Below are 21,121 nucleotides of genomic sequence, written 5' to 3' on the forward strand. Positions count from 1 at the left end.
GGCCTCGCCCAGGCGGCGGTCGGCGAGGCCGACCGGACCGGCGCGCTGGTGCAGGAGCTCAGCGCGGCCGTGACGCGGATCGGCGACGTCGCCGGGCTGATCGCCGCGATCGCCGGCCAGACGAACCTGCTCGCGCTCAACGCCGCCATCGAGGCGGCCCGTGCCGGCACGGCCGGGCGCGGCTTCGCGGTCGTGGCCTCCGAGGTGAAGGCCCTGGCCGAGCAGACCGCCAGGGCGACGGCGGAGATCTCGGGGCAGATCGCGCGGGTTCAGGGCGTGACCGGGCAGGCGGTCGGCGCGGTCGGCGCGATCACGGCGCGCATCCGCGAGATCGACGCCGTGGCGACCTCGATCGCGGCCGCCGTGGAGCAGCAGGGCGCGGCCACCCAGGAGATCGTGCGCAACGTCGGGGAGGCCGCGCAGGGGACCGGGGCGGTGACCGGTACGATCGCGCGCGTGGCGGGTGCCGCCGGGGAGACGGGAGCGGCGGCGGGGCAGGTGCTCGGCGCGGCCTCCGCGCTGTCGCGTCAGTCCGAGCACCTCGCCGCCGAGGTCGGGCGCTTCCTCGCGACGGTGCGCGCCGCCTGAGCCGCGGGCGCGGCCCCGCGCGGGACCGCGCCCGGGGTTTTGCACGCCGAAATTTTCGTCTCCCGCGGGCGCGGCGGCCAGCAGCAACGATCCCGGCCGTCGGTCCGGCCCGCCGGACCGTGCCGGGCCAAGCGCTGCATCGACCCGGCGTGGCGCCGCGACCGCGCCGCGCCTCCGCTCCGAGACGCTCCGGGACGACGAGGAGCGGCATCTCCGATCGGATCGTTCCGGAGATCAGGACCCGATCTCGCGCGCTCCGGGGAGATGAACATCCCGAAGCGCGCGATCTTCGCGCCGCCGGGCGCGACCGTCTCCGGCCCGCTTGCCGCCGCGACGGCCCGCGGCGCGGCGCGGATCCCGGGCGCGGCCCGGCCGGAGCGCGGGCCGCGGGCGCGCGGGTGGCGCGCCCGGAACGGCCGCCCGGGCCCTTGCCTTCGACGCCGAGCTTGGCCGACCCTGGACCCCGGCCGCCCGAGTCGCCTCCGCGCCGGGCCGGCCGGAGAGGGGACATCTCATGACATCAGCCGGTCCGCACCGCCGCGCCGTCGCGCTGGCCGCCCTGGCCACCCTGGTTCTCGGCGCGCCGCTCCCCGGCACCGCCCGCGCGGCCGACCGGGAGGTCACCTTCGCCCACCAGGACATGGTGGTGCCGTTCCGCGCCCTGATGGCCTCCGGGGCGATCGAGAAGGCGACCGGTTACACGATCCACTGGCGCAAGTTCGGCGGCGGCGGCGACGTGATCCGCGCCATGGCCTCGGGCAGTGTCCAGATCGGCGAGGCGGGGTCGAGCCCGATCGCGGCGGCCGCCTCGCAGGGGCTCGACATCCAGCTGTTCTGGATCCTCGACGAGATCGCCGACGCCGAGCAGCTCGTGGCCCGCGCCGGCAGCGGCGTGACGGGCGTGGCCGACCTGCGCGGCAAGACGATCGCGGTCCCGTTCGTGTCGACCGCCCACTACCAGCTGATCGCCGCCCTGGCGGAGGCCGGGCTGACGCAGGCCGATGTCCGGATCCTGAACATGCGCCCGCCCGAGATCGCCGCCGCCTGGGAGCGCGGCGACATCGACGCGACCTTCATCTGGGATCCGGTGCTCGCCCGGGTGAAGAAGTCCGGCACGGTGGTGGTCTCGGCCGGCGACCTCGCCCGCCGGGGCAAGGCGACCTTCGACGGACTCGTGGTCGACCGGGCCTGGGCGGCGCGGAACCGCGACTTCCTGGCGACGCTCGTCCGGCTGATCGCCGCCCAGGACGCGGCCTACGCCGCCAAGCCCTGGGGCGCCGACGCGCCGGAGGTGGCGGCGGTGGCCCGGGTCACCGGCTCGGCCCCCGCGGAGGTGCCGGCGAGCCTCGCGGCCTACCGGTTCCCGACCCTGGAGGCGCAGGCCTCGCCGGCCTGGCTCGGGGGCGGCGCCGCCAAGGCCCTGACCGAGACCGCCGCCTTCCTGAAGGCGCAGGGGCGCGTGCAGGCGCTGGCGCCCGACTACGCCCGGTTCGTCACGACGGAGTTCGTCGAGGCGGCCCGGAAATAGCCTGTCGCCGGACCGGAGGGCCCATGATCGAGATCCGCAACCTGAGCGTCCGCTACGGGCAGGGCGCCGACGCGGTCGCCGCGCTGTCGGGGATCGACCTGACCATCGCGCCCGGGGAGTTCGTGGTGGCGCTCGGCGCCTCGGGCTGCGGCAAGACCACCCTGCTCTCGGCGATCGCGGGGTTCCTGGCGCCCAGCGAGGGCCGCATCCTCCTCGACGGGGTGCCGGTCCGGGGGCCGGGGGCCGAGCGGGGCGTGGTGTTCCAGCGCCACGCCCTGATGCCCTGGCTGGACGTGGCCGAGAACGTGGCCTTCGGGCCGAAGATGCGGGGCGTGCCCCGGGCCGAGCGGCGGCGGATCGCCCTGGCGATGCTCGACCTCGTGGGCCTGCCCGACTGCGCCGACCGGAAGGTCCACGAGCTCTCGGGCGGCATGCAGCAGCGGGTCGGCCTCGCCCGGGCGCTCGCCGGAGACCCGCGTGCCCTGCTGATGGACGAGCCGCTCGGCGCGCTGGACGCCTTCACCCGCGAGCAGATCCAGGAGCTGATCCTCGAGATCTGGCACCGGACCGGCAAGATGGCCTTCTTCATCACCCACGACGTCGAGGAGGCGGTGTTCCTCGCCACCCGGCTGGTGATCATGAGCCCGCGGCCCGGCCGCATCGTCGAGACGCTGGACCTGCCCTTCTCCCGGGCCGCGGTCGCCGGCCGCGACACGCGGGCCGTGAAGTCGGACCCCGCCTTCATCGCCGTGCGCGAGCGCGTGCTCGCGCGCATCCGCGGCGGCGCCGACGCGGCGGCCGAGGCCGTCCGATGAGCGCTCTGTCCCGCGCCGCGCCGGACGCGGTCCCGGCCTCGGCGCCGGCCCCGCGGGCGCGCTTCGGATCCCGCCGCGGCGGGATCCTGGTGCCGGCGGCCAGCACCGTCACCGTGCTGTCGGCCCTCGGCCTCTGGCTGGTCGCCACCCGCGCCGGCTGGGTGAAGCCGCTGTTCCTGCCGCCGCCGGAGGCGGTCCTGGCGGCCTTCGGGCAGGCCTGGCGCGGGGAGATCGACGGCGCCCCGCTCGGGCTCCACATCGGCGACAGCCTCCTGCGCGTCCTCGGCGCCTTCGCGCTCGCCGCCCTGTTCGGCATCCCGGCCGGGCTCGCCATGGGCACGAGCCGGATCGCCCGGGGCATCCTCGACCCGCCGATCGAGTTCTACCGGCCGCTGCCGCCGCTCGCCTACCTGCCGCTGATGATCATCTGGTTCGGGATCGGCGAGCTGTCGAAGGTGCTGCTGATCTTCCTCGCCTGCTTCGCCCCGGTGGCGCTCGCCGCGCGGGCGGGGGTGCGCTCCGCCTCGCTCGACCAGATCAACGCCGCGCGCGCCCTCGGGGCGAGCCGCTGGCAGGTCCTGCGCCACGTGGTCTTCCCGGCGGCGCTGCCGGAGATCCTGATCGGCCTGCGGATCGGCATGGGCGTGGGCTGGACCACCCTGGTGGCCGCCGAGATGGTGGCGGCCCAGGCCGGGCTCGGGCAGCTCGTCCTCAACGCCTCCAACTTCCTGCGCACGGACGTGGTGCTGATGGGCATCCTGGTGATCGGCCTGTTCGCCGGCCTGTTCGAACTCGGGATGCGGGCCCTGGAGCGCGTGCTGGTACCCTGGAAGGGAAAACAATAGATCCACGAAGGTCCACTGCATGTTGCTGAGGTTCAACGACTTGCCCTCTGAAATCCTCTCTTGTTCACCTGAGTCCACGGCTACATATTGGACGGAAATTGGACAGGATGTGATCCATGGCCAAGCGCGTCCGCGACGCCGTTCTCGACTCCCCGACGGCGCGCGCGAAACTCAAGCAGCAGACGAAACCTTACTTTCGGTCGATCGATCGCGGCCTTCATCTCGGCTACCGCAAGGGCAAGACCGGGGGCACCTGGGTGGCGCGGCGCTACCTCGGAGACGAGCGATATGCCGTCGAAGCGCTCGGCCGGGCGGATGATCGGCAGGCCGCGAACGGCACGACGATCCTGACCTTCCAGCAGGCGCAGGACCGCGCCCGCGGCAGGGTGAAGGAGGTTGAGGAGGCCGAGCGGATCGCCGCGCTCGGACCGACCATCACGGTGCGGAACGCTATCACAGCCTACATCGAGGCCTGCGAGGTACGGGAGGCGAAGACCAGGAGTGGCTTGGCTCTCCGGCGGCACACCCGCTCCCGGCTCACCAAGCACGTGCTGCGGGGAGACCTCGCTGAGAAGGCTCTTCAGGCGCTCACGGTTGACGACCTTCAGACCTGGCGGGCGGCCGCAGCCACGACAATGACGGACGGCAGCGTCCGCCGGGTCACCAATGATTTCCGCGCGGCGCTGAACGCCTCAGTGCGTCGCCATGCGGCTCAGTTGCCGGCGACGATCAGCACGACGATCCGCAACGGGCTCGCGGCTCAGGCAGCGTCTGCGCCCGTAGCGCGTGAAGCCCAGATCCTGCCGGATGCCGACGTCCGACGCCTCGTGGCCGCGGCGGCTGAGGCGGACGCTGACGGCGATTGGGATGGCGATCTCCACCGCTTGGTTCTGGTGCTGGCGGCCACGGGGCTGCGGTTCTCGCAGGTCACCCGGATGACGGTCGTGGACGTCCAGGTCGAACAGAACCGCCTAATGGTGCCGGTGAGCCGGAAGGGGACGGGCACACGCCACACGTCGCACATCGGCGTGCGCGTCGCCCCGGACGTGATTGCCGCTCTGCGTCCGGCTTTGGTCGGCCGCCGCGGGCAGGAACCGCTGCTGATGCGCCCGCGCTGGCAGAAGGTGACGGTGCGGTATCATCGGAAAGTCGGTCGCGTTCGTTGGGGCGAGGCCTCCGAGATGCTGCGGCCTTGGGCGGAAGTTCTGAAGAGGGCAGGGCTCTCTAGCGACCTCGTTCCCTACGCGCTGCGCCATAGCAGCATTGTCCGCGGCCTGCGGGCCAACCTGCCGGTCCGGCTCGTGGCCGCGCTCCACGACACCTCCACCGCGATGATCGAGGCGCACTACTCCGCCTACATCGTCACGGCCTTGGACGAGCTGGCAGCGCTCGCGGCCGTCTCTCTGGTCACGCCAGTCCCGACGCAACTGCGGAGCGTCGGATGAGTACCAAAGTCAAAATACCTGCTTGGGCGCCCCATGGAGTCGCCTCGCTCTATGAAGTCTTTGGTCTGGACAATATATACTCCCAACGCCTGATCTCAGACAAGAGAATGAAAGATGTCTGGAAGCAGCTTAAGGCTTCAACTAAAAACGCCGACACCGTCATTCCAAGTTGGTATCATCGCTACAACAAAGCCTCGGCAGAAATAAGAAAAGATAATGAGCCTCTAAAACATTTATTCTCGTTCGAACTTCCGGAAGATGTCAGAGATAAAATTTTATCTATAGATGAATGTTGTATCCCGAACACATACGATCAAGGATATCGTGACCTGACTGTCTTTGATTATCTAAGTGCGGCGCTGTTTTTCAGCGTTACAGCCGAGATGATCAATCCCGGACGATCATATCCCTCCAAAGTTTGGGCAGAAACACAAGCAAAACCATATTCAGAGGCCGCAGAATTATGCCGATTTTCAATAGATAATGACCCTTATATCAGACTCAACTTCGAACTAATCGACGCGCTGAAAATTGTAGAAACGTATTTTCAAGACGGCGCCGTAATGCGCAGAATGGAGAGCAATCCACGCGTTGTCCCTCGCGGATTGGGAAGAATTTCTGACGAAAAGCGTGGCCACTACGATCTGGTCTCAAGCATCGTCGAAAGCCTTTTCGGTCCATTTACGGCTGAATTCCCTAAATCAGCCGTGGCAAGAATTGTAGCGGTGACCTTGAACACGGATGACGATAGCAAGGAAAAGGTCAAAGCACTAGGAAAACGGCGCAAGCGGCGCAAGACATCCCGAGACTTGCCGGCCCAACCCGCCGATTGAGGGGGGGCAACAAGGCGAGCGCTTATGGCGTCTCGTAGCGGAAGATAGGCAGAGCTAGCTTCACTCCACCACGGATTTCGTGGGCTCACGGAGTTGGCCCGATGCCTCGCAAGAGTGTTCAGGTTCAGGCGGCCGCGACTGCGGCAGCAGTTCCCCGCACCATTCAAATCGTCCGGTCCGAGGACACCAGCGCGATCAGCGTTCAGGAGTTCTGCGCTCGGAACAAGATCGGCGAGAGTTCTTACTTCTACCTGAAGGCCATCGGCCGCGCGCCCAAGTCAACGCGCGTCGGACGGCGCGTGATCATCTTCCCGCAGGATGAGGCGGCTTGGCGCCAGAGCATCCAGGACAACCCGCTGCCGGCCTCACTGCGCCGAGCGGCTGAAGCCGTCGCCAAGAAGGAGGCCGCTTAACATGAGAAAACCCGCATCGCGGGGCGACACGGGTCTCTCGAATGCTTTCCGGCAAGTCAGCGAAGAGAGATTTACGTCAACTGCCCCGGCTCTTCAAGCCCGCGCCTTGAGCCATCGCTTCGGGCTTTCACCCGCAACAGCGGCAGTCGTCGCCGAACTGGCCTTCCCTCAGATTGATAGTTGGAGGGCCCGCGCATGATCGCGACTGCCGCACCCATCCACATCGCCACCATCAACGGCGTATCAGTTCGCTTTTTCCGCGGGCCGTCCGATGGACCCGACATGCCGTGGCACGCCCACGAGGAATTGCTGGCGGCACTCGCGCTGCCACGTGAGCTGCGCCGCGCCCTGAAGGCGGCGCTTCTGAAGCACTGGAAGGAAGCCTGCCACACGGTCGAGTTCGACGGCGAACCGGTGCTGATCGCGCCGCACTACGTCGCGCAAGGCCTGATTGGAATGGCCCAGCAGGTAGGGAAGGGCGTGACCACCACGCCTGACCTTGTTGACCGCGAATACGCCCATGCCGGCGTCGGCGCGATTAACGCCCTGACGGCGCATCTGCCGGACACGCAGGACAGGTTCGCCTGGGCCATGCAGGCCTTCCGCAATCAGGGAGGTGCGGAATGAACGCGCCGATCCGCAACCCCGATCAGGCGGCGATGCAGGCCCTTACTTTCGAGACCATCGCGGAAGCGGCCAGCATCGCCGCGACCTACGCCCGGACGGCCGTCGACATGGCGATGATCGGCGACAGCCGAGGGATGAACTACGCCCTCCGGCAGGCCGCTATGGCAATCGCTAGCGCCGCAGACGCGGCGGCGACGCTCCGGCCCTCCGGCTCGCGCGGAGGTGCCTGATGTCGGAGCGCTCGTTCAACCGGGCAGCGGTCGACGCAGACCCGTTCTGTGGCTGGCCCGGCCCGGATCCCGACGCCATGCCGGAAGCCAAGCCGGTGATCCGCGCCCAACCCTTTCGGTGGCGGGATCCGGCCACGATCCCACCGCGCGAGTGGGTGTACGGTCGGCATCTGATCCGCAGGTTCCTGAGCACCACGGCGGCGCCCGGCGGCGTCGGCAAGTCCAGCCTCGCGCTGGTCGAGGTCATCGCCATGGTGACCGGCAGGGCCTTGCTGGGCGTGTCGGTCCCGAAGCCGCTCCGATGCTGGTACCTGAACCTCGAAGATCCGATGGAGGAGATTGAGCGCCGCGTCGTGGCGATCTGTTTGCACTACGGGATCAAGCCGGCTGAGATTGAGGGGCGCCTGTTCCTTAACTCCGGCCGGACCACCAGCATCGTCATCGCCACCACCACCCGCGAAGGCACCAAGGTCGCCGAGCCAGTGGTGGAGGGCCTGACCCGCGCCATTCTCGACAACCGGATTGATGTGGTGGTGATCGACCCGTTCGTCAGTTCGCACCGGGTCACCGAGAACGACAACGCCGCCATCGACATCGTCGCCAAGGCCTGGAACCGCGTCGCGGAGGAGGGCAGGGCAGCCGTCGAGCTGATCCACCACGTCCGCAAGGGGCAAAGCGGATCGACGGGCGAGTACACGGTCGAGGATGGGCGCGGAGCCGGCGCCCTGCTGGCAGCCGCCCGGAGCGCCCGCGTGCTCAATCCTATGACTAAGGAGCAGGCGGACCGCGCCGGGCTGCCGACGAACCGTGGCTATTTCCGTGCCGATAACGGCAAGGCGAACCTCGCTCCGCCACCCGAGCGCAGCGAGTGGTTCCACCTCGTGCCGGTCGACCTAGGCAACGGCCCGGTTGGCGGCAGCGATCACGTCGCAGTCGTTGAGCCTTGGCAGTGGCCGGACATGTTGGAAGGCATCACGATTGATCATCTCCGCAAGGCTCAGCATGCACTCAAAGATGGCCGGTGGCGGGAAAATGCTCAATCGAAGGAATGGGCCGGCATACCGATAGCTGACGCACTCGGTATTGACCTAGACACGGCCGGCAAAAACCGTGTGAAAATGATGCTCAAAAAGTGGATTGAGACTGGCATGTTCGAAGTAGTCACGGCAAAAGACAGCAAAGGAAACGATCGACCGTATCTCGAAGTTGGGCAGAATGCCAACTGAGATGGAAATTTATAACCTATTTGATATTTAAATATCTCGTAAATTCATCCGAAATTTTTCCTGATTGAGTAAATACTTCGCTATATTTATCAAATACTCCTCTATAATCACTAGCGAAGACTTGATTTGATCGAATTATAACTATACTGGACAACTTTCCTTTCAACTCCAAATTTTTGCACTCAAGATCACTTATCTTCATGCCCCCATCCATCCCAAGCCAACCCAATTCGCCACAATCCAATCCGCCGCCAAATATAAATTTTATAGCCGCCTTGTTGCTCCCATACATTGGCAGATCCATTACCAATATCATCATAATTTTTGACTCAGCACTCTCGATCACAAAGTAAGGAGAGTTGGGAAATGCTTTTTTGATTGAGGCCAAGCTGTAAGGTGGATTTAGACCGATACCTCCCAGTTCACGAACAACCGTTCGGATATTATATCTTGGAACCAGAACCAAATTTTCGATGATATCATTATTTCTATTGACATACACCAGACCGATGTTGCTTTTGTAGACAGACTCGATCCTTTTATTTCCAATCTTGTCAGTTGTTCTTTCAGCAATTGGCTTCCCGCACAGATCTTCAATTGCACTATTTGTCAGGTATCGATTGGCAAGAATAGTATCCAATCTGTCGCTATCTCTACGGACTTCTCCAAATGGAAGATCTGTTGTAAAATTGTCAGGCAGCTGGCCAATTACAAACTGGAAAAGCTTTTGCCCTTGCTCAGTAAAACTGATCAAGCCAGCCAAAGTGCCAGCGATCCCCACAAATACTGCCTTCGCAGCGCTGAACCGCCCCATCGGTTTGTCGTCCGCCAACTTAGCTTCCCGCCTTATAGCGAAATTGCCGGTTAGCCCCTCACTCTGCAAGGTGTGGTGTGGAGAGGTGTGGAGGTGAGGAGCTAAAGGCCCCATTCCACACCTCCACACCTTCCACACCCCCTTTAGGGGAGTGGAGGTGTGGTGGGGGTGGGCCAGCGGCTTTCGAAGGTGTGGAACCTTGTCGGGCCAAATGGCCAGAGACGGATCCCCTTAGGCGCAACGTCTGCCGCCTCCAAGCTCCGCACATGAGGGCGATCCATCCGGATGACAGATGGCGCGGGATGAGCGCGGGTGGCTTGGATTTGAGGGACGTCGATCCCAGTCACCCCCCGTATTTTAGTTGCGCCAACCGAGCATTTTCCGTCCTTGGGCAAACAAACAGTTCAGTGGAGCCCAGTGAACCGTTACGCACCAATGACTTAGCGGGAGACTTACACTATCTTACCCAACCGATGTCCAATAAGGCGCGCGGATCGGTGGCAGATAGCCCGAGCATTGCAGTTCAGAAGCCGTCGCACCGGAGCCGCGTCACGAACGGCAGCACCTTGCTGCAGAACGTGGACGGGCGTTCGGGCTGGGCGCGGCGCATGCGGGACCTCATGGCGCTGCACCTGTCCGACCTTGGCGGGGAGGGCGCTGTGTCCGCCGCGGAGAAGTCCATCATCCGCCGGGCCGCGACGCTGACCGTCGAGCTGGAGCGGATGGAGGAGCGGTTCGCCACGGACGGCGAGGCCGACGCGGACGCCCTGGACCTCTACAGCCGGACGAGCGGAAACCTGCGCCGCCTGCTTGAGGCTATCGGCCTGAGGCGCCGCCCCCGCGACGTGACCCCCGACCTCCGCGACTACATCGATGCAAGGCCGGCGGCATGAACCTGCTTGAGGCCATGTCCGACCCGAAGCTGTTCGGGCCCTGGTTCAAGGATGCCGACACCTGGGCGGCCTGGAGGGGCTTCGTAGGCTCCCTGTTCGGCCTGCCGCTGTCCGAGGCCGAGGCGACCACCTTCCGGGCCTGTACGGGCCGCTCTGAGGCTCCTGAGGCCGCCAGCACCGAGGCATGGCTCATCTGCGGGCGCCGCGCCGGTAAGAGCTTCGTGCTGGCCTTGATCGCCGTCTACCTCGCCACCTTCCGCGAGTACCGTCAGCACCTCGCCCCGGGCGAGCGGGCAACTATTCTGATCATCGCCACGGACCGGCGGCAGGCTCGGACGATCTTCCGGTACATCCGCGGCCTGCTGACCGAAGTGCCGATGCTGGCCCGCATGATCGAGCGGGAGACGGCCGACGAGTTCGACCTCACCAACCGCGTCACCATCGAGGTCGGCACCTCCTCCTACCGTGCCGTCCGCGGGCGCACCCTCGCTGCGGCTCTGTGTGACGAGCTAGCGTTCTGGCCGTCCGACACCTCGGCCAGCCCCGACTACGAGATCCTGGACGCCCTGCGCCCCGCGATGGCGACGATCCCGAACGGGATGATGCTGTGCGCCTCCTCGCCCTACGCGCGGCGTGGCGCTCTCTACGATGCCTTCCAGCGCTACCACGGCCGGGACGATGCCCCCGCCCTGGTCTGGCGCGCCGCGACGCGGACGATGAACCCGAGCGTGCCACAGCGGGTGATCGACGAGGCCCTGGAGCGGGATCTCCCGAGCGCGTCGGCCGAGTACCTGGCCGAGTTCCGCAGCGACGTTGAGAGCTTCATCACCCGCGAGGTGGTGGAGGCTGCGATCTCCCGCAGCGTGGTCGAGCGAGCGCCTCTGTCGAAGGAGTCCTACTTCGCCTTCGCGGATCCGTCCGGCGGCGCCTCGGACTCCATGACGATGGCGATCGTCCACCGGGAGGGCGACCGCATCGTTCTCGACGCGGTGCGGGAGCGGAAGGCCCCGTTCAGCCCCGAGGCGGTGGTCTCGGAGTTCTCGGACCTCCTGAAGCGCTACCACCTCAGGAAGGTGGTCGGCGACCGGTACGCGGGCGAGTGGCCTCGCGAGGCGTTCCAGCGCCACGGGATCACCTACGAGCCGGCTGAGAAGCCGAAGAGCGCGCTCTACCTCGACCTGCTGCCGAAGCTGAACAGCGGCGAGATCGACCTCCTCGACGTGCCGCTGTTGACGACGCAGCTCATCACCCTTGAGCGCCGCACGGCCCGCGGCGGGCGGGACAGCATCGACCACGCCCCGGGGGCACACGACGACCTCGCGAACGCGGTGGCGGGAGCGGTGGTCGGCATCGGCAGCAAGCCCAAGCCCCTCATCGTCACGCCCGAGCAGGCTGCGTCCTTCGCGCGCCCCGGCAGCGCCATGCGCTCCCGCGCCCGCCTCCGCTACGGGAGCCTGCGCTGATGCCGATGAGGACCATCATCCATCGCAAGCCGACGACGCGGATGGACCCGTTCTCCCGTGCGGTCATGCGCGAGTTGAACAGCCGCGTCCTGGTCGGCATCCCCGGCGACAGCATGCATCCCGGCGAGAAGGGCGAGGCCCCGATCAGCAACGCCGTGCTCGGCTACCTCTTCGAGCACGGCCAGCCGGAGAAGAACCTCCCGGAGCGTCCGCACCTCGTGCCGGGCGTGGAGAGCATCCGCGATCAGGCAGCCGAACGGCTGCTCAAGGCTGCCAAGGCCGCGTTTATGGGCGACCTCGACGCGCCGGAGAAGGCCCTTCACGCGGTCGGGCTCATGGCGGTGGCGGCTGTCCAGCAGCAGATCACGGACGGGGCGCTCGCGCCCCTCGCCGAGCGGACCATCAAAGCCCGCCTCCGTCGCGGCCGGACGGGCACCAAGCCCCTTATCGACACGGGCGCCTATCGCCGCTCGTTCGCGTACACGATCCGGCGCGGCAACGCGGCCTTGCCCGACAATAGCTAGACTTTGACAGTAAAGGAACGGCGATGGCCTATCGTGTGGCTTTATACAGCGCAGAAGCTCTCACTATTGACGGCCGCCCGTGCCGCCGCTGGCCTGCTGCGGCCTACACCGGCATTGCCAATGATCAGCGGTACTTCGCCATCGTCCAGCCGGTGAACCTGATGTCTGCGTCCTGGGCGCCGGCCTCGGCTGTCACCGGCAATCCGGCGGACGGCGGCGTGATCGAGCTGCACGCACCCACGGAGAAGCCCTCCGACGTGCCGCTGTCCAACTTCGTCCCCTGGAACCCGCCAGGCAACTGAAGGAGAGGCTGATGCCCGATAGTCCCATGAAGTTTTGCGCCTCGATGACGAAGTGCAGCAAGGCCTACACGGTCGGCGCACCCGGCACGGTGAAGATCGCGCACGACAACGCACCGATCGACGAAAGCAAGATCAACGGCATTCTCACCTTCCTGTCGAGCAAGCTTTCGGAAGGCGACTTCGCGACCGTCACCGACATGCTGGACGACGTGATCGACAAGGCCGAGGACCTGAACCCTACCAAGCGCATGGCTGCCGACGCTCTGCCGGCCGCGACGCGCCGCATTGTGCGTCGTGCCGTCCGTGGCCCGCTCCTCGGCTACGACGCCCGCCCGGCGGGTATGGGCATGGCGGTCGACGCGCAGCGCGAGGCCGAGGTGAAGGCCGTGCTCCCGAACCACGACCGGCTGAAGCTCGGCGGATCCTTCGGCTACGCGGCGCCGATCCCGCCGAAGCCCTCGCGGCCGCTCACGACCGCCACGCGCGCCGAAGTCGAGCGCGAATTCCCGAACATGTTCAAGGGGAGCTGAGCACCATGCCGAAGGCAGCCCTGACCCTGATCCCGCCCGCACGCACGCCCGAGCGGCAGCGGCTTGCAGACGCCATCACCGAACGTGATCGCCGGCTGGCCCTCGTCGCAGCCAAGCGTGCCGAGATCGAGGCCGCCGACAAGGCCCGCTGGCCCCTCTATGGCCGCCAGGAGGATCTTGAGGAGGAACTCCGCAACCTCGGAGGCCTCGCAAGCCAGAACGATCGCCGGGATGCGCTGCTCCGCGGCGAGAGCTTCGCCGGCACTGGCAGAGCCGCGGAGGCTCGCGCCGAGCTGGCCGCCGTCAACGATGAAATCGCGGCTTCCAAGAAGGCGGCGGCCGAGCTTGAGACTGATCTTCAGCTTCTGGAGACGCCGTGCGCGCTATCCCAGATGGCCGTTGACGACGCGATCAAGGCGGTTCTTGAAGCCGACCCGACGCGGGCGGCTATCATCGAGGAGCTGCTACGGCTTCAGCCGCGCGTGACGATGCTCCGACGCGCCGCCAACGCCACCTTCGGGTTGTGGGACCCCGGCGCCGGCTACTCGCCGAGCAGTTCGACGGCCCTGCCGTGCCCCTGGCAGGCCGCGCGCGACCGCCTCGCTTCCGATCCCGATGCCCGGCTTCCCATGCCGGACGACGTGTTCGCCGAGCCGCCACCGCGCTCGGCAGCCTGACGCAGTGCGATCACCGGCACGTCGACAGGGCGGGTGCCGGCCGCGCAGCGAGTGCGGGGTGAGCTTCACCCGCACGGCGCCCAGCCGCTGAGTGGCGCTCTCCAAGTAACCGGCGGCAGACGGGGCGAACAGCCGATGGTCCCGCACCCGACAAAGCCTCCGGCGCGCACGACGTGCCGGGGGCGCCTGCCCGGGAGACTGAGATGACGCAGCAGTACCTCCGCACCGTCTCGGTCGAGATTGAGGGCGGAAAGACCTTCACCTACCGGGGCGACGAGAACGGCGGCCAAGGGCTGCGGATCACGTTCGAGACGACGCAGAAGGATGCGAGCACGCCGAACGTGGCGCGCATCGGCATCTTCAATCTGGCAGACAGCAGCACGCAGCCGGCCTTCTACGTCGGAAAGACCGTGACGCTGAGCGCCGGCTATGTCGGCAGCTCCATCTATGTGCTGTTCAAGGGGCAGATCCTGCAGGCTCGGAACCTGCGCGCCGACGTGACGGACAAGGTCCTCGCGATCCTCGCCACGGATGGCAGCGAGCCGCGCAACTACGCCGTCGTCAATAAGACCTTGTCGGCCGGGCACACGCACTACGACAGGGCGATGGCCTGCTTTGAGCCCATGAAGGCGCTCGGCATCACCCTCGGCTACATCGACAAGGATGCGCTCTCCAAGGTCAAGTTCCCCCGCGGAGCAGCACTGTTCGGCGGCGCCAAGGACTGGCTTCGGCAGACGAGCGCCGCCACGCGCACCTCATGGTCGATCCAGAACGGCAAGCTGCAGATCCTCGCCAACGACAAGGCGCTACCGGGCGGTGAGATCGTCCTGAACAGCCGCACCGGCTTGGTCGGCCTGCCGGTGCAGACCATCCAGGGCATTGAGGGCGCCGCGCTGCTGAATGGTCAGATCGTGCCGGGTCGTGTCGTCCGCATCGATCAGAAATCCATTCAACAGGCCGAGTTCGATCCAAGCATCACCGGCGCCCCGAACAATGCTCAACTGCAGCAGTTCGGCTTGTCTACGGACGGCCGCTACAAGATATTCTACGTCGGACACCTCGGCGACACGCGCGGCGAGCCGTTCTTCACTAACTTCATCGGGGTCGCCATGTCGGCCGGCTCCATTTCCCCGGCCATGGCCGCCCGCGGAATAGGGACGCCGAACTGATGACGACTGATCCGGAACAGACCTTCCTCGCCTCGCCGCAGTGGCAGGCAGCCCTTGAGGGCGCCCGCGAGGGGTTGGCCCTGAAGGGGTTCACGGCCGACGACGACACCATCGGGACGGTCGCCATGTCGGTGCTGGTCCGGTTCATCGGGGCCGGCGGGTACGAGGAGGCCGCCGTCCTGGAGACGATGGCCATGGTCCTGTCCGTCACGGCGAAGTTGAAGCCGCCGACCGACTCCGACACACAGCACTAAGGGGGGAATGACCATGGACGATTGGCTAAAGTCATTCTCCGTCGCGCTCGGCTTTCAGGTCGATGCCGGCTCGCTCAACACCGCCAAGAAGTCGATCGCCGACTACGAAGCCGCCGTGAAGTCCGCCGAGAAGCGGATCGAGGATGCCCGGTGGGCGGGAGCGAAGTCCGAGCAGGAGATCGCCAAGCTCACCCGGGAGACGAACCTCAGGGAAGCCAAGGACGCCCTAGCCGCCGCACAGCAGCGTGAGAAGGCCGAGGCCGAGCAGCTTCGGAAGCGCGAGCAGCACGCCAAGGAGTTCTCGGCAGCGTGGAGCCGGATGGCGCTAGCCGCAACCGCGGCGGCCACGGCCATCAGCTACGCCGTGAACCGCGTCACACAGGCGTTCGACAGCCTCGGGTTCGTGTCTGCGCGGACCGGCGCCTCGGTGCAGAGCCTCAACTCGCTCGGCTACGCTTTCAAGCAGGTCGGCGGCTCCTCTCAGCAGGCGGTCAGCGCGGTCGAGAAGTTTGCACAGGCCTTGAGGACGAACGACGGCCTCAAGGGCTATGTGAAGAGCCTCGGCATCGACACGACCAAGGACATGGCCGATCAGCTCCTCGACACCGTCGATGCGCTGTCGAAGCACCAGTACCAGGTCGGCAGCCGGGAAGCCGGAATGCTGGGCATCTCGGAGGAGGACTACCAGCTCCTGACGCAGTACGCGGCCAAGGTGAAGGAGTACCGGGCCGAGTACGATGCCACGACCAAGGCGCTTGGGGTCAACAGCAAAGAGGCCGCCGACGCCTCCATGGCGTTCCAGCGGTCGCTGAACCGGCTCACGGCGACAGCTTCGGCGCTGGGCGACAAGCTCATGGTGAGCCTCGCACCAGCCCTAAGGAACATCGTCGACCGCTTTCAGGAGTGGATCCGCTCGAACCCCGAGAAGGTCGAGCACATCATGGACGGCATCTCCAAAGCCGCCATCTGGCTCGCGGAGAAGATCGGCGCCTTTATCACGGCGATCACCGGTAGCGACGGAGAGGCCTTCATCAAGCGGTGGGACGTCTTCGCCGAGCGGGTCGAGCGCGTCGCGCACAACGTCGAGCGGATCGTCTCCGGCCTCGTGCGCCTCATCGGCTTCGTGGAGCGGTTGAGCGGCACGCGCACGGTTCTCGGAGACGGCTCGCGCACGGCTGACATCCTCAATCGGATGCGAGCCGAGCAGGAGGGCGGGGCAATCGGCTACGCGACGCCTGGCACGGTCCGCGATGACCGTTCGTGGTGGCAGCGCCATGCGCCCCGATCACTCGGCGGTCGCGACGCACCGGCCCCGACCGGCGGCACGCCGAGCGGCAGTTCTGCCGGCAACCTGACGGCTCTCATCGACGCGGAAGCGGCCCGCGCCGGGATCGATCCGCGCATCATGCACGGGATCCGGGCTGGAGAGAGTGGCAAGCGCCAGAATGGCAACGATCCGGCGGCGGCCTACGACAAGAAGGACGACGCGCTGGAAAGCTCGTGGGGCCCGTTCCAGCTCAACCGCCGTCGCGGCCTCGGCGTGCAGTTCGAGAAGGAGACCGGCCTCGACGTCCGGGATCCGCGTACCATCCCGGATCAGGTCCGATGGGTGGCCGAGGGGCTGAAGAAGAACGGCCGCGGGTGGCTTCGCAACTGGATGGGCTATCACGGCGATCGCGACGCCGACCCGCGCTGGGGCGACTCTGGCTATGTGCCGTCGCCGCAGCCGGCAGGAAGCAGCCAGGTCGCGGGCGGCGCTCATCCGCTCGCCGGGGTGGGGCGCGTGTCGTCCGACTATGGGATGCGGACGCACCCGATCCTTGGCGGGAGGCGGATGCATGCCGGCATCGACCTCGCTGCGCCGGCCGGGACCAGCGTGCAGTCGATGACCGCAGGGCTCGTGAGCATCAGCCCGTCCGGTGACGTGACCATCAAGCAGGGCGACGGGTCGTCCACGACCTACCGGCATGTCGTGGCGAACGTTGCAGATGGCGCCCGCGTAGCGGCCGGACAAGTCATCGCGCAGTTGCGTGCGCGAGATCCGCGCTCGACCGGACCGCATCTCCACTTCGAGGCGCGGGACAAGGACGGCAATCTGATGGATCCGAAAAGCTTGCTCGCTCCGATCCCGGCGTCGCAGCGCGCGCAGGCGGCGGCCAAGGCCGACTTCTCGCGGAGCCGGATCGCGCCTCGGATGGATCCCGGCGGCTTTGACGTGAATGCGCTGACGAAGCCCGCTCCCCTTGGCTCGCCGGCCATCCAGAACAGCACTACAACCAACCGCGCGGTGCATCAGACGATCAACAACACGACGACGATCACCGGGGCGGATCGGCCGCGTGAAGCCGCTCGCATCATGGAAGCGGCCTTCGGCAACATGCACGGGTTGGCGCTGCGGAACGCCCAGTCCGCAGTCGCCTAGGCTCCGCAGGCCCGCTTCATCGGCAGAGGGATGCCGTTCCGCTTTTTCGCGAACAGGCGATCGACGGCATCTCCGACCGTGAACCTCGGATCAAGCTGGCATTCTGCCCGAACCTGTCCGGTAGTGGTGCAATAGCTGACGTACGGCTCAAACCCGTCGTAGGCAGACACGTAGGCCTCCACGGCCTCGCCGACCTCAATCTGCCGCTTGCCTTGCGGGTCGGCGATGAAGGCGCGGCAGGGATAGGCTCGATAGGAGGCAAAGGCGTTGTCTGCCGGCTGCGCGCGGACGCCGGTTGCAACAGTAGCGAGGATCACGGCGGCGAGGGCGTAGCGCATCCCATCAAGATAGCTATCCAGATGAGAGCGTCGAGCCCCAAGCTGAGGTTGCGCGCAGACCCATCGTACGGACCGCGACCGAACATCGAACGAAGGCAGACTTGTGCTTTAGGAGCCCGCTGACGGCCGTTTCCATGGCAAGCGGATCAGGCAGGAATTTCTGCAGAATGGCCGTCAGCGGCCCGCGCTGTGGATCCTACGGGCCACACGACCTTGACTCTTGCTTATTGAGTCAGCAAACATTGCCGTTGAGGTTAACCTAACCTCAAAAACGACGAAAGCCGGGCTGCGACCCCCGGCCTTCGTCACAACCGCAATGGGTCCTGGAGGACTTGCGGCTGGTGCTTATCAGCACGTGCATTCTGCGCGTGGGCGGCCGGTTGTCAAGTTTTCCGGGACCCTCCTTTCGAGGGACCCACTATGTTGAAACCTGACCGTTCGCCCTGCCACCGCCTCACGTTCGAGGAGGCGGTTGAGGTGCAGATGCGGCTCATGGCTGGCGAGATGTACAGCCGGATCGCCGCTGCCTACGACGTCAACCAGGGCCGGATCGCCGACGTGAAGTTCGGCCGCCTGCACCCCACCAGCTACGCGGAGGCAGCTCGCCGCTTGGGTCGGTGATCGCGAAGGGGCGCTTACCAAGGGCGCCCCTTCTTCAAGAACGGCTGAGTCGTCTCAGTTTCTACTGCAAACATCGGGATGATATCGAGACAACATCCCAACTATGCAACCTGTTTGTAATCCTTTGGTAGAATTAATCGATATTACATCTCTTTGAGGTGAAGATAAAGTTGTTTCGCATTTTGCGGTTCCGCTATACACCCAAAACCAAACACCTTTTCTACCATTCGCCTCGACCACATAACCTTGACCAAGTACCGAGTCTGAAAAATGCCATGAGTCATCGAAGGTAATAATTCTTCCGCCGCCAGCATTCCACGACCCAGATATTTGCTCCTTCAACGGCATATCCTTGGGCGGCCATTGATCTGGAAAAAATTTATGCCAAGTGTTATCTATAAAATCTCCAATCGTAGTCACATTGGTTATAACTAGTGCGGCAGCGCCGATTAATTCTGCTATAGTCCTAAATGATAATGGATTTGAAAGGGGCCTTCCTTTTTCGAGTCCTTGGCTTTGTTCATCTGCCTGAGACATATGCCGACCCGTTTCAAATGACTTTTTATAATAAGCTCAATCGACAAGTTGGAGCATTCAACTTCGCTGTATAAAACCTTCTGTAGTAAGCCACTCCGAGAGCACATGACGGATCGCCTCTGGCCGGGATGGCTTCGGATCGGGCTGAGCCGCGATCCACGCGTCTAGAGGACTAAGCAGCGGCGGTGCGACGCGCACCATGATCGGAGTGGCGTCTACACGAGGCCGACCGCCCTTACTCCGGGTTTTTGATATTGACAACGCCATAGGTAGACAATATCAGAAACAGCACGGGCCGCCAAGGTGCTACCAACACCAAGACGGCCCTGACCACGCAACGCTGTCCGGAGAGACCGTCACATGGCTATCCACCACCCTACACCGCCCCTCGGCGGCGGTGAACGCCCGCGCTTGCCTTCAGCACAGGTAGGACCGGTCACGCAGGCCATCCGCGCGATGCGGACCGCCGAGCATGGCCCGCGCAATTTTGCGCAGCCCCTCCCTCACGGCATCCGCGCGCTGTCCCGCGCCGAGGTCGAGGACCTGATCGGCGGCCTGATCGACCTCCTCGACGCGATGGACGGCGACGCCTCCGCGGTCGACAGCTTCGGAGGCCGGGCATGAAGGAGCGCAATCCGGCCTTGCACCCTCTCTTGAAGCTGGAGGGCGATATCGCGGACGTGTTCCGCTACGGGCAACTCCTGTCCGTCGTGGCGGGGTGCGAGCACCAAATCGACAACGCGATGCTCAACACCATCGCTACGCCGCTGATGGAGGCTGGCAAGCGGCTGAGCGTCTACTACCGGGAGGCTGTCACGGCCGCGCAGGAGGGTATCCAGTGATGGCCTCCACCCGCCGCGCCGCCCTCGGCGCCATCCTCGCGGCCCCACTGGCGTCTGTACCCTCGGTCGCCGCTCAAGCCGTCCTGCCGGACCATGAGGCCCGGTTCCTTGCCATCGCCCCGCAGTTGGTCGCGATGTTGGACGAGTACGATCGTCTCGCGTCGCACTACAAAGCGGCCTACGAGGCTTGGTCTCAAGCGAGACGAGACTTCGTCATTCCGCAGTGGCCAGAGGCAGAGAAGCTGCCCGAGTGGCGGGCATACTGTGTCGCCCGAGAGCCGGCGGACGCTCTCTTTGTTCGTATCGAGGAGCTTTACGACCCAACCGAGGAGTCGGATGCGCAGGCGTTCACGACGCTGCCGGCGATCATGGCGCGTCTCCGCTACGCCCTGACTTTCGAGGAGTGGACCGACGAGGCGATGGCCGATGTGCGCGAGTATCTGCGGAGGCATCCGCTATGCGCCTGATCTACGCCTTCCTCGCGGTCCGGATGCTCCGGCTCGCCCGCTTCGACCTGTTCAGGCACGAGCTGCTAATGGCTGACGCGGATGCTGCTCTCGCTCGTTCACGGGATCGAGTGCGCCTCGCCGAAGCCCTGGCAGCTCGGGCGGACCTGCCGTCGCTGGCGGCCGGGCGGTGACCCAGGGTGGGGGATGTGTCCTCCACCTTGCACTCCGAACAGACCGGAACGCTCAGCTATCTTATGTTCAATTGGGCGCGAACGGATCGGGGCTGAACGGGGCACAACCCCTCAACATCCTCAATCACCAAGCTGAGCAGCAAACACGACACCGTGTCGCTTTTGGCAGAACGGAAACGGTTTCCGTTTTGCCGAAATCCACGCCCGCCATCTGGCGGATTGAGGAGCACACCAGGGTGGCGGACGTGGAGGTCGAGCTGCGTCGACTACCAGACGATATGTCAGCCAACTTCAGGCGTTCCGCATCATTTGACGCGTTCGTGGGCGCGCCCACGGTTTCGTGAATACGGTCGCATACAAGCGCATCCACGCCCGCCCTCGACAGCTTGAGGGGCACATCTGCGGGCGAGCGTGGAGGCCGACCGAAGCCGACCGCGTACCGGTACGAGGCTGCCAAGCGGCGGCTTTAACATGGATGGGTTTTGCATCGACTGTCCCCGGCATCCACGCCCGCCCACGACGATCGGGTGTTGAGAAGGGCGGGC

Annotated in this window: 27 protein-coding genes; 24 read left to right on the forward strand and 3 right to left on the reverse strand. The window is 65.6% G+C overall.

All coding sequences use genetic code 11. The features are described from left to right. The 10 genes from ACTJK8_RS03340 to ACTJK8_RS03385 form a co-directional block, all read left to right on the forward strand. On the forward strand, positions 1-588 hold a 588-nt coding region (locus ACTJK8_RS03340), incomplete at its 5' end, for a methyl-accepting chemotaxis protein (RefSeq protein WP_440761517.1). Positions 589-1,102: 514 nt separating this feature from the next. Further along, positions 1,103-2,116: a taurine ABC transporter substrate-binding protein gene (tauA, locus tag ACTJK8_RS03345; RefSeq protein WP_012318747.1), complete on the forward strand. Its 1,014-nt coding sequence runs from the start codon at positions 1,103-1,105 to the stop codon at positions 2,114-2,116. Positions 2,117-2,139: 23 nt separating this feature from the next. Continuing rightward, positions 2,140-2,931: a taurine ABC transporter ATP-binding protein gene (locus tag ACTJK8_RS03350; protein WP_012318746.1), complete on the forward strand. Its 792-nt coding sequence runs from the start codon at positions 2,140-2,142 to the stop codon at positions 2,929-2,931. Further along, positions 2,928-3,776 carry an ABC transporter permease subunit gene (locus ACTJK8_RS03355; protein WP_440761518.1) on the forward strand — a complete coding sequence of 283 codons (849 nt, stop codon included), beginning with the start codon at positions 2,928-2,930 and terminating at the stop codon, positions 3,774-3,776. Before ACTJK8_RS03350 ends, ACTJK8_RS03355 begins: the two co-directional genes overlap by 4 nt. 116 nt (positions 3,777-3,892) lie before the next feature. Further along, on the forward strand, positions 3,893-5,221 hold the full coding sequence (locus ACTJK8_RS03360) for a tyrosine-type recombinase/integrase (protein WP_440761519.1): 1,329 nt from the start codon (positions 3,893-3,895) through the stop codon (positions 5,219-5,221). Further along, positions 5,218-6,054 (forward strand): hypothetical protein, encoded by an 837-nt coding sequence (locus ACTJK8_RS03365; protein WP_440761520.1) that lies wholly within the window; start codon positions 5,218-5,220, stop codon positions 6,052-6,054. Before ACTJK8_RS03360 ends, ACTJK8_RS03365 begins: the two co-directional genes overlap by 4 nt. Positions 6,055-6,155: 101 nt before the next feature. Further along, positions 6,156-6,467, forward strand: coding sequence for a hypothetical protein (locus ACTJK8_RS03370; protein WP_440761521.1), 312 nt, complete (start codon positions 6,156-6,158; stop codon positions 6,465-6,467). A 195-nt stretch (positions 6,468-6,662) separates the two neighbouring features. Continuing rightward, positions 6,663-7,094, forward strand: coding sequence for a hypothetical protein (locus ACTJK8_RS03375; RefSeq protein ID WP_440761522.1), 432 nt, complete (start codon positions 6,663-6,665; stop codon positions 7,092-7,094). After that, positions 7,091-7,324, forward strand: coding sequence for a hypothetical protein (locus ACTJK8_RS03380; RefSeq protein ID WP_440761523.1), 234 nt, complete (start codon positions 7,091-7,093; stop codon positions 7,322-7,324). Before ACTJK8_RS03375 ends, ACTJK8_RS03380 begins: the two co-directional genes overlap by 4 nt. Next, positions 7,324-8,550 carry an AAA family ATPase gene (locus ACTJK8_RS03385; protein WP_440761524.1) on the forward strand — a complete coding sequence of 409 codons (1,227 nt, stop codon included), beginning with the start codon at positions 7,324-7,326 and terminating at the stop codon, positions 8,548-8,550. The genes ACTJK8_RS03380 and ACTJK8_RS03385 overlap by 1 nt, the downstream gene beginning before the upstream one ends. A 16-nt stretch (positions 8,551-8,566) precedes the next feature. Here ACTJK8_RS03385 and ACTJK8_RS03390 read toward each other — a convergent pair whose 3' ends face one another. Further along, positions 8,567-9,382 carry a hypothetical protein gene (locus tag ACTJK8_RS03390; RefSeq protein WP_440761525.1) on the reverse strand — a complete coding sequence of 272 codons (816 nt, stop codon included), beginning with the start codon at positions 9,380-9,382 and terminating at the stop codon, positions 8,567-8,569. Between the two features lie 548 nt (positions 9,383-9,930). Between ACTJK8_RS03390 and ACTJK8_RS03395 the strand changes: the two genes are divergently transcribed. The 9 genes from ACTJK8_RS03395 (at position 9,931) to ACTJK8_RS03435 (ending at position 17,598) form a co-directional block, all read left to right on the forward strand. Further along, the gene (locus ACTJK8_RS03395; protein ID WP_279593594.1) at positions 9,931-10,257 is read left to right on the forward strand and encodes a hypothetical protein; all 327 of its coding nucleotides are present in this window, start codon (positions 9,931-9,933) and stop codon (positions 10,255-10,257) included. Further along, entirely contained in the window at positions 10,254-11,720 is a 1,467-nt protein-coding gene (locus ACTJK8_RS03400) for a hypothetical protein (RefSeq protein WP_440761526.1), read from the forward strand. The genes ACTJK8_RS03395 and ACTJK8_RS03400 overlap by 4 nt, the downstream gene beginning before the upstream one ends. After that, a complete protein-coding gene (locus ACTJK8_RS03405; protein ID WP_440761527.1) occupies positions 11,720-12,244 on the forward strand; it encodes a hypothetical protein in 525 nt (174 codons plus the stop codon). The genes ACTJK8_RS03400 and ACTJK8_RS03405 overlap by 1 nt, the downstream gene beginning before the upstream one ends. 23 nt (positions 12,245-12,267) lie before the next feature. Then, on the forward strand, positions 12,268-12,546 hold the full coding sequence (locus ACTJK8_RS03410; protein ID WP_440761528.1) for a hypothetical protein: 279 nt from the start codon (positions 12,268-12,270) through the stop codon (positions 12,544-12,546). An 11-nt stretch (positions 12,547-12,557) separates the two neighbouring features. Beyond that, entirely contained in the window at positions 12,558-13,076 is a 519-nt protein-coding gene (locus ACTJK8_RS03415; RefSeq protein WP_440761529.1) for a hypothetical protein, read from the forward strand. A 5-nt stretch (positions 13,077-13,081) separates the two neighbouring features. Next, positions 13,082-13,753: a hypothetical protein gene (locus ACTJK8_RS03420; RefSeq protein WP_440761530.1), complete on the forward strand. Its 672-nt coding sequence runs from the start codon at positions 13,082-13,084 to the stop codon at positions 13,751-13,753. A 203-nt stretch (positions 13,754-13,956) separates the two neighbouring features. Beyond that, positions 13,957-14,922 carry a hypothetical protein gene (locus ACTJK8_RS03425; RefSeq protein ID WP_440761531.1) on the forward strand — a complete coding sequence of 322 codons (966 nt, stop codon included), beginning with the start codon at positions 13,957-13,959 and terminating at the stop codon, positions 14,920-14,922. Continuing rightward, entirely contained in the window at positions 14,922-15,176 is a 255-nt protein-coding gene (locus ACTJK8_RS03430) for a hypothetical protein (RefSeq protein ID WP_440761532.1), read from the forward strand. The genes ACTJK8_RS03425 and ACTJK8_RS03430 overlap by 1 nt, the downstream gene beginning before the upstream one ends. A gap of 7 nt (positions 15,177-15,183) precedes the next feature. Next, the gene (locus ACTJK8_RS03435) at positions 15,184-17,598 is read left to right on the forward strand and encodes a peptidoglycan DD-metalloendopeptidase family protein (RefSeq protein ID WP_440761533.1); all 2,415 of its coding nucleotides are present in this window, start codon (positions 15,184-15,186) and stop codon (positions 17,596-17,598) included. Here the strand turns inward: ACTJK8_RS03435 and ACTJK8_RS03440 are convergent. After that, positions 17,595-17,936 carry a hypothetical protein gene (locus ACTJK8_RS03440; RefSeq protein ID WP_440761534.1) on the reverse strand — a complete coding sequence of 114 codons (342 nt, stop codon included), beginning with the start codon at positions 17,934-17,936 and terminating at the stop codon, positions 17,595-17,597. The genes ACTJK8_RS03435 and ACTJK8_RS03440 overlap by 4 nt on opposite strands. 477 nt (positions 17,937-18,413) lie before the next feature. Here ACTJK8_RS03440 and ACTJK8_RS03445 point away from each other — a divergent pair, with 477 nt between their 5' ends. Next, on the forward strand, positions 18,414-18,557 hold the full coding sequence (locus ACTJK8_RS03445) for a hypothetical protein (protein ID WP_440761535.1): 144 nt from the start codon (positions 18,414-18,416) through the stop codon (positions 18,555-18,557). Between the two features lie 54 nt (positions 18,558-18,611). Here the strand turns inward: ACTJK8_RS03445 and ACTJK8_RS03450 are convergent, their stop codons facing one another. Beyond that, a complete protein-coding gene (locus ACTJK8_RS03450) occupies positions 18,612-19,094 on the reverse strand; it encodes a hypothetical protein (protein ID WP_440761536.1) in 483 nt (160 codons plus the stop codon). A 456-nt stretch (positions 19,095-19,550) separates the two neighbouring features. Here ACTJK8_RS03450 and ACTJK8_RS03455 point away from each other — a divergent pair, with 456 nt between their 5' ends. Genes ACTJK8_RS03455 through ACTJK8_RS03470 form a run of 4 tightly spaced genes read left to right on the forward strand, consistent with a single transcriptional unit; the run spans position 19,551 to position 20,576 of the window. After that, positions 19,551-19,718, forward strand: coding sequence for a hypothetical protein (locus ACTJK8_RS03455; protein ID WP_440761537.1), 168 nt, complete (start codon positions 19,551-19,553; stop codon positions 19,716-19,718). Further along, positions 19,715-19,936, forward strand: a complete 222-nt coding sequence (locus ACTJK8_RS03460) for a hypothetical protein (RefSeq protein WP_440761538.1) — start codon at positions 19,715-19,717, stop codon at positions 19,934-19,936. Before ACTJK8_RS03455 ends, ACTJK8_RS03460 begins: the two co-directional genes overlap by 4 nt. Then, positions 19,936-20,403 (forward strand): hypothetical protein, encoded by a 468-nt coding sequence (locus tag ACTJK8_RS03465; RefSeq protein ID WP_440761539.1) that lies wholly within the window; start codon positions 19,936-19,938, stop codon positions 20,401-20,403. The genes ACTJK8_RS03460 and ACTJK8_RS03465 overlap by 1 nt, the downstream gene beginning before the upstream one ends. Further along, positions 20,394-20,576 carry a hypothetical protein gene (locus tag ACTJK8_RS03470; RefSeq protein ID WP_056532220.1) on the forward strand — a complete coding sequence of 61 codons (183 nt, stop codon included), beginning with the start codon at positions 20,394-20,396 and terminating at the stop codon, positions 20,574-20,576. The genes ACTJK8_RS03465 and ACTJK8_RS03470 overlap by 10 nt, the downstream gene beginning before the upstream one ends. Positions 20,577-21,121 lie beyond the last annotated feature (545 nt).

Source organism: Methylobacterium sp. 22177, assembly GCF_052045615.1.
GTDB lineage: Bacteria > Pseudomonadota > Alphaproteobacteria > Rhizobiales > Beijerinckiaceae > Methylobacterium > Methylobacterium radiotolerans.

Bases quoted from the DNA above. Each gene is read 5' to 3' on its own strand.
- tauA (WP_012318747.1), top strand. From the start codon at position 1,103: ATGACATCAGCCGGTCCGCACCGCCGCGCCGTCGCGCTGGCCGCCCTG.
- ACTJK8_RS03350 (WP_012318746.1), top strand. From the start codon at position 2,140: ATGATCGAGATCCGCAACCTGAGCGTCCGCTACGGGCAGGGCGCCGAC.
- ACTJK8_RS03355 (WP_440761518.1), top strand. From the start codon at position 2,928: ATGAGCGCTCTGTCCCGCGCCGCGCCGGACGCGGTCCCGGCCTCGGCG.
- ACTJK8_RS03360 (WP_440761519.1), top strand. From the start codon at position 3,893: ATGGCCAAGCGCGTCCGCGACGCCGTTCTCGACTCCCCGACGGCGCGC.
- ACTJK8_RS03365 (WP_440761520.1), top strand. From the start codon at position 5,218: ATGAGTACCAAAGTCAAAATACCTGCTTGGGCGCCCCATGGAGTCGCC.
- ACTJK8_RS03370 (WP_440761521.1), top strand. From the start codon at position 6,156: ATGCCTCGCAAGAGTGTTCAGGTTCAGGCGGCCGCGACTGCGGCAGCA.
- ACTJK8_RS03375 (WP_440761522.1), top strand. From the start codon at position 6,663: ATGATCGCGACTGCCGCACCCATCCACATCGCCACCATCAACGGCGTA.
- ACTJK8_RS03380 (WP_440761523.1), top strand. From the start codon at position 7,091: ATGAACGCGCCGATCCGCAACCCCGATCAGGCGGCGATGCAGGCCCTT.
- ACTJK8_RS03385 (WP_440761524.1), top strand. From the start codon at position 7,324: ATGTCGGAGCGCTCGTTCAACCGGGCAGCGGTCGACGCAGACCCGTTC.
- ACTJK8_RS03400 (WP_440761526.1), top strand. From the start codon at position 10,254: ATGAACCTGCTTGAGGCCATGTCCGACCCGAAGCTGTTCGGGCCCTGG.
- ACTJK8_RS03405 (WP_440761527.1), top strand. From the start codon at position 11,720: ATGCCGATGAGGACCATCATCCATCGCAAGCCGACGACGCGGATGGAC.
- ACTJK8_RS03410 (WP_440761528.1), top strand. From the start codon at position 12,268: ATGGCCTATCGTGTGGCTTTATACAGCGCAGAAGCTCTCACTATTGAC.
- ACTJK8_RS03415 (WP_440761529.1), top strand. From the start codon at position 12,558: ATGCCCGATAGTCCCATGAAGTTTTGCGCCTCGATGACGAAGTGCAGC.
- ACTJK8_RS03420 (WP_440761530.1), top strand. From the start codon at position 13,082: ATGCCGAAGGCAGCCCTGACCCTGATCCCGCCCGCACGCACGCCCGAG.
- ACTJK8_RS03425 (WP_440761531.1), top strand. From the start codon at position 13,957: ATGACGCAGCAGTACCTCCGCACCGTCTCGGTCGAGATTGAGGGCGGA.
- ACTJK8_RS03430 (WP_440761532.1), top strand. From the start codon at position 14,922: ATGACGACTGATCCGGAACAGACCTTCCTCGCCTCGCCGCAGTGGCAG.
- ACTJK8_RS03435 (WP_440761533.1), top strand. From the start codon at position 15,184: ATGACCATGGACGATTGGCTAAAGTCATTCTCCGTCGCGCTCGGCTTT.
- ACTJK8_RS03440 (WP_440761534.1), bottom strand. From the start codon at position 17,936: ATGCGCTACGCCCTCGCCGCCGTGATCCTCGCTACTGTTGCAACCGGC.
- ACTJK8_RS03450 (WP_440761536.1), bottom strand. From the start codon at position 19,094: ATGTCTCAGGCAGATGAACAAAGCCAAGGACTCGAAAAAGGAAGGCCC.
- ACTJK8_RS03455 (WP_440761537.1), top strand. From the start codon at position 19,551: ATGCGGACCGCCGAGCATGGCCCGCGCAATTTTGCGCAGCCCCTCCCT.
- ACTJK8_RS03460 (WP_440761538.1), top strand. From the start codon at position 19,715: ATGAAGGAGCGCAATCCGGCCTTGCACCCTCTCTTGAAGCTGGAGGGC.
- ACTJK8_RS03465 (WP_440761539.1), top strand. From the start codon at position 19,936: ATGGCCTCCACCCGCCGCGCCGCCCTCGGCGCCATCCTCGCGGCCCCA.
- ACTJK8_RS03470 (WP_056532220.1), top strand. From the start codon at position 20,394: ATGCGCCTGATCTACGCCTTCCTCGCGGTCCGGATGCTCCGGCTCGCC.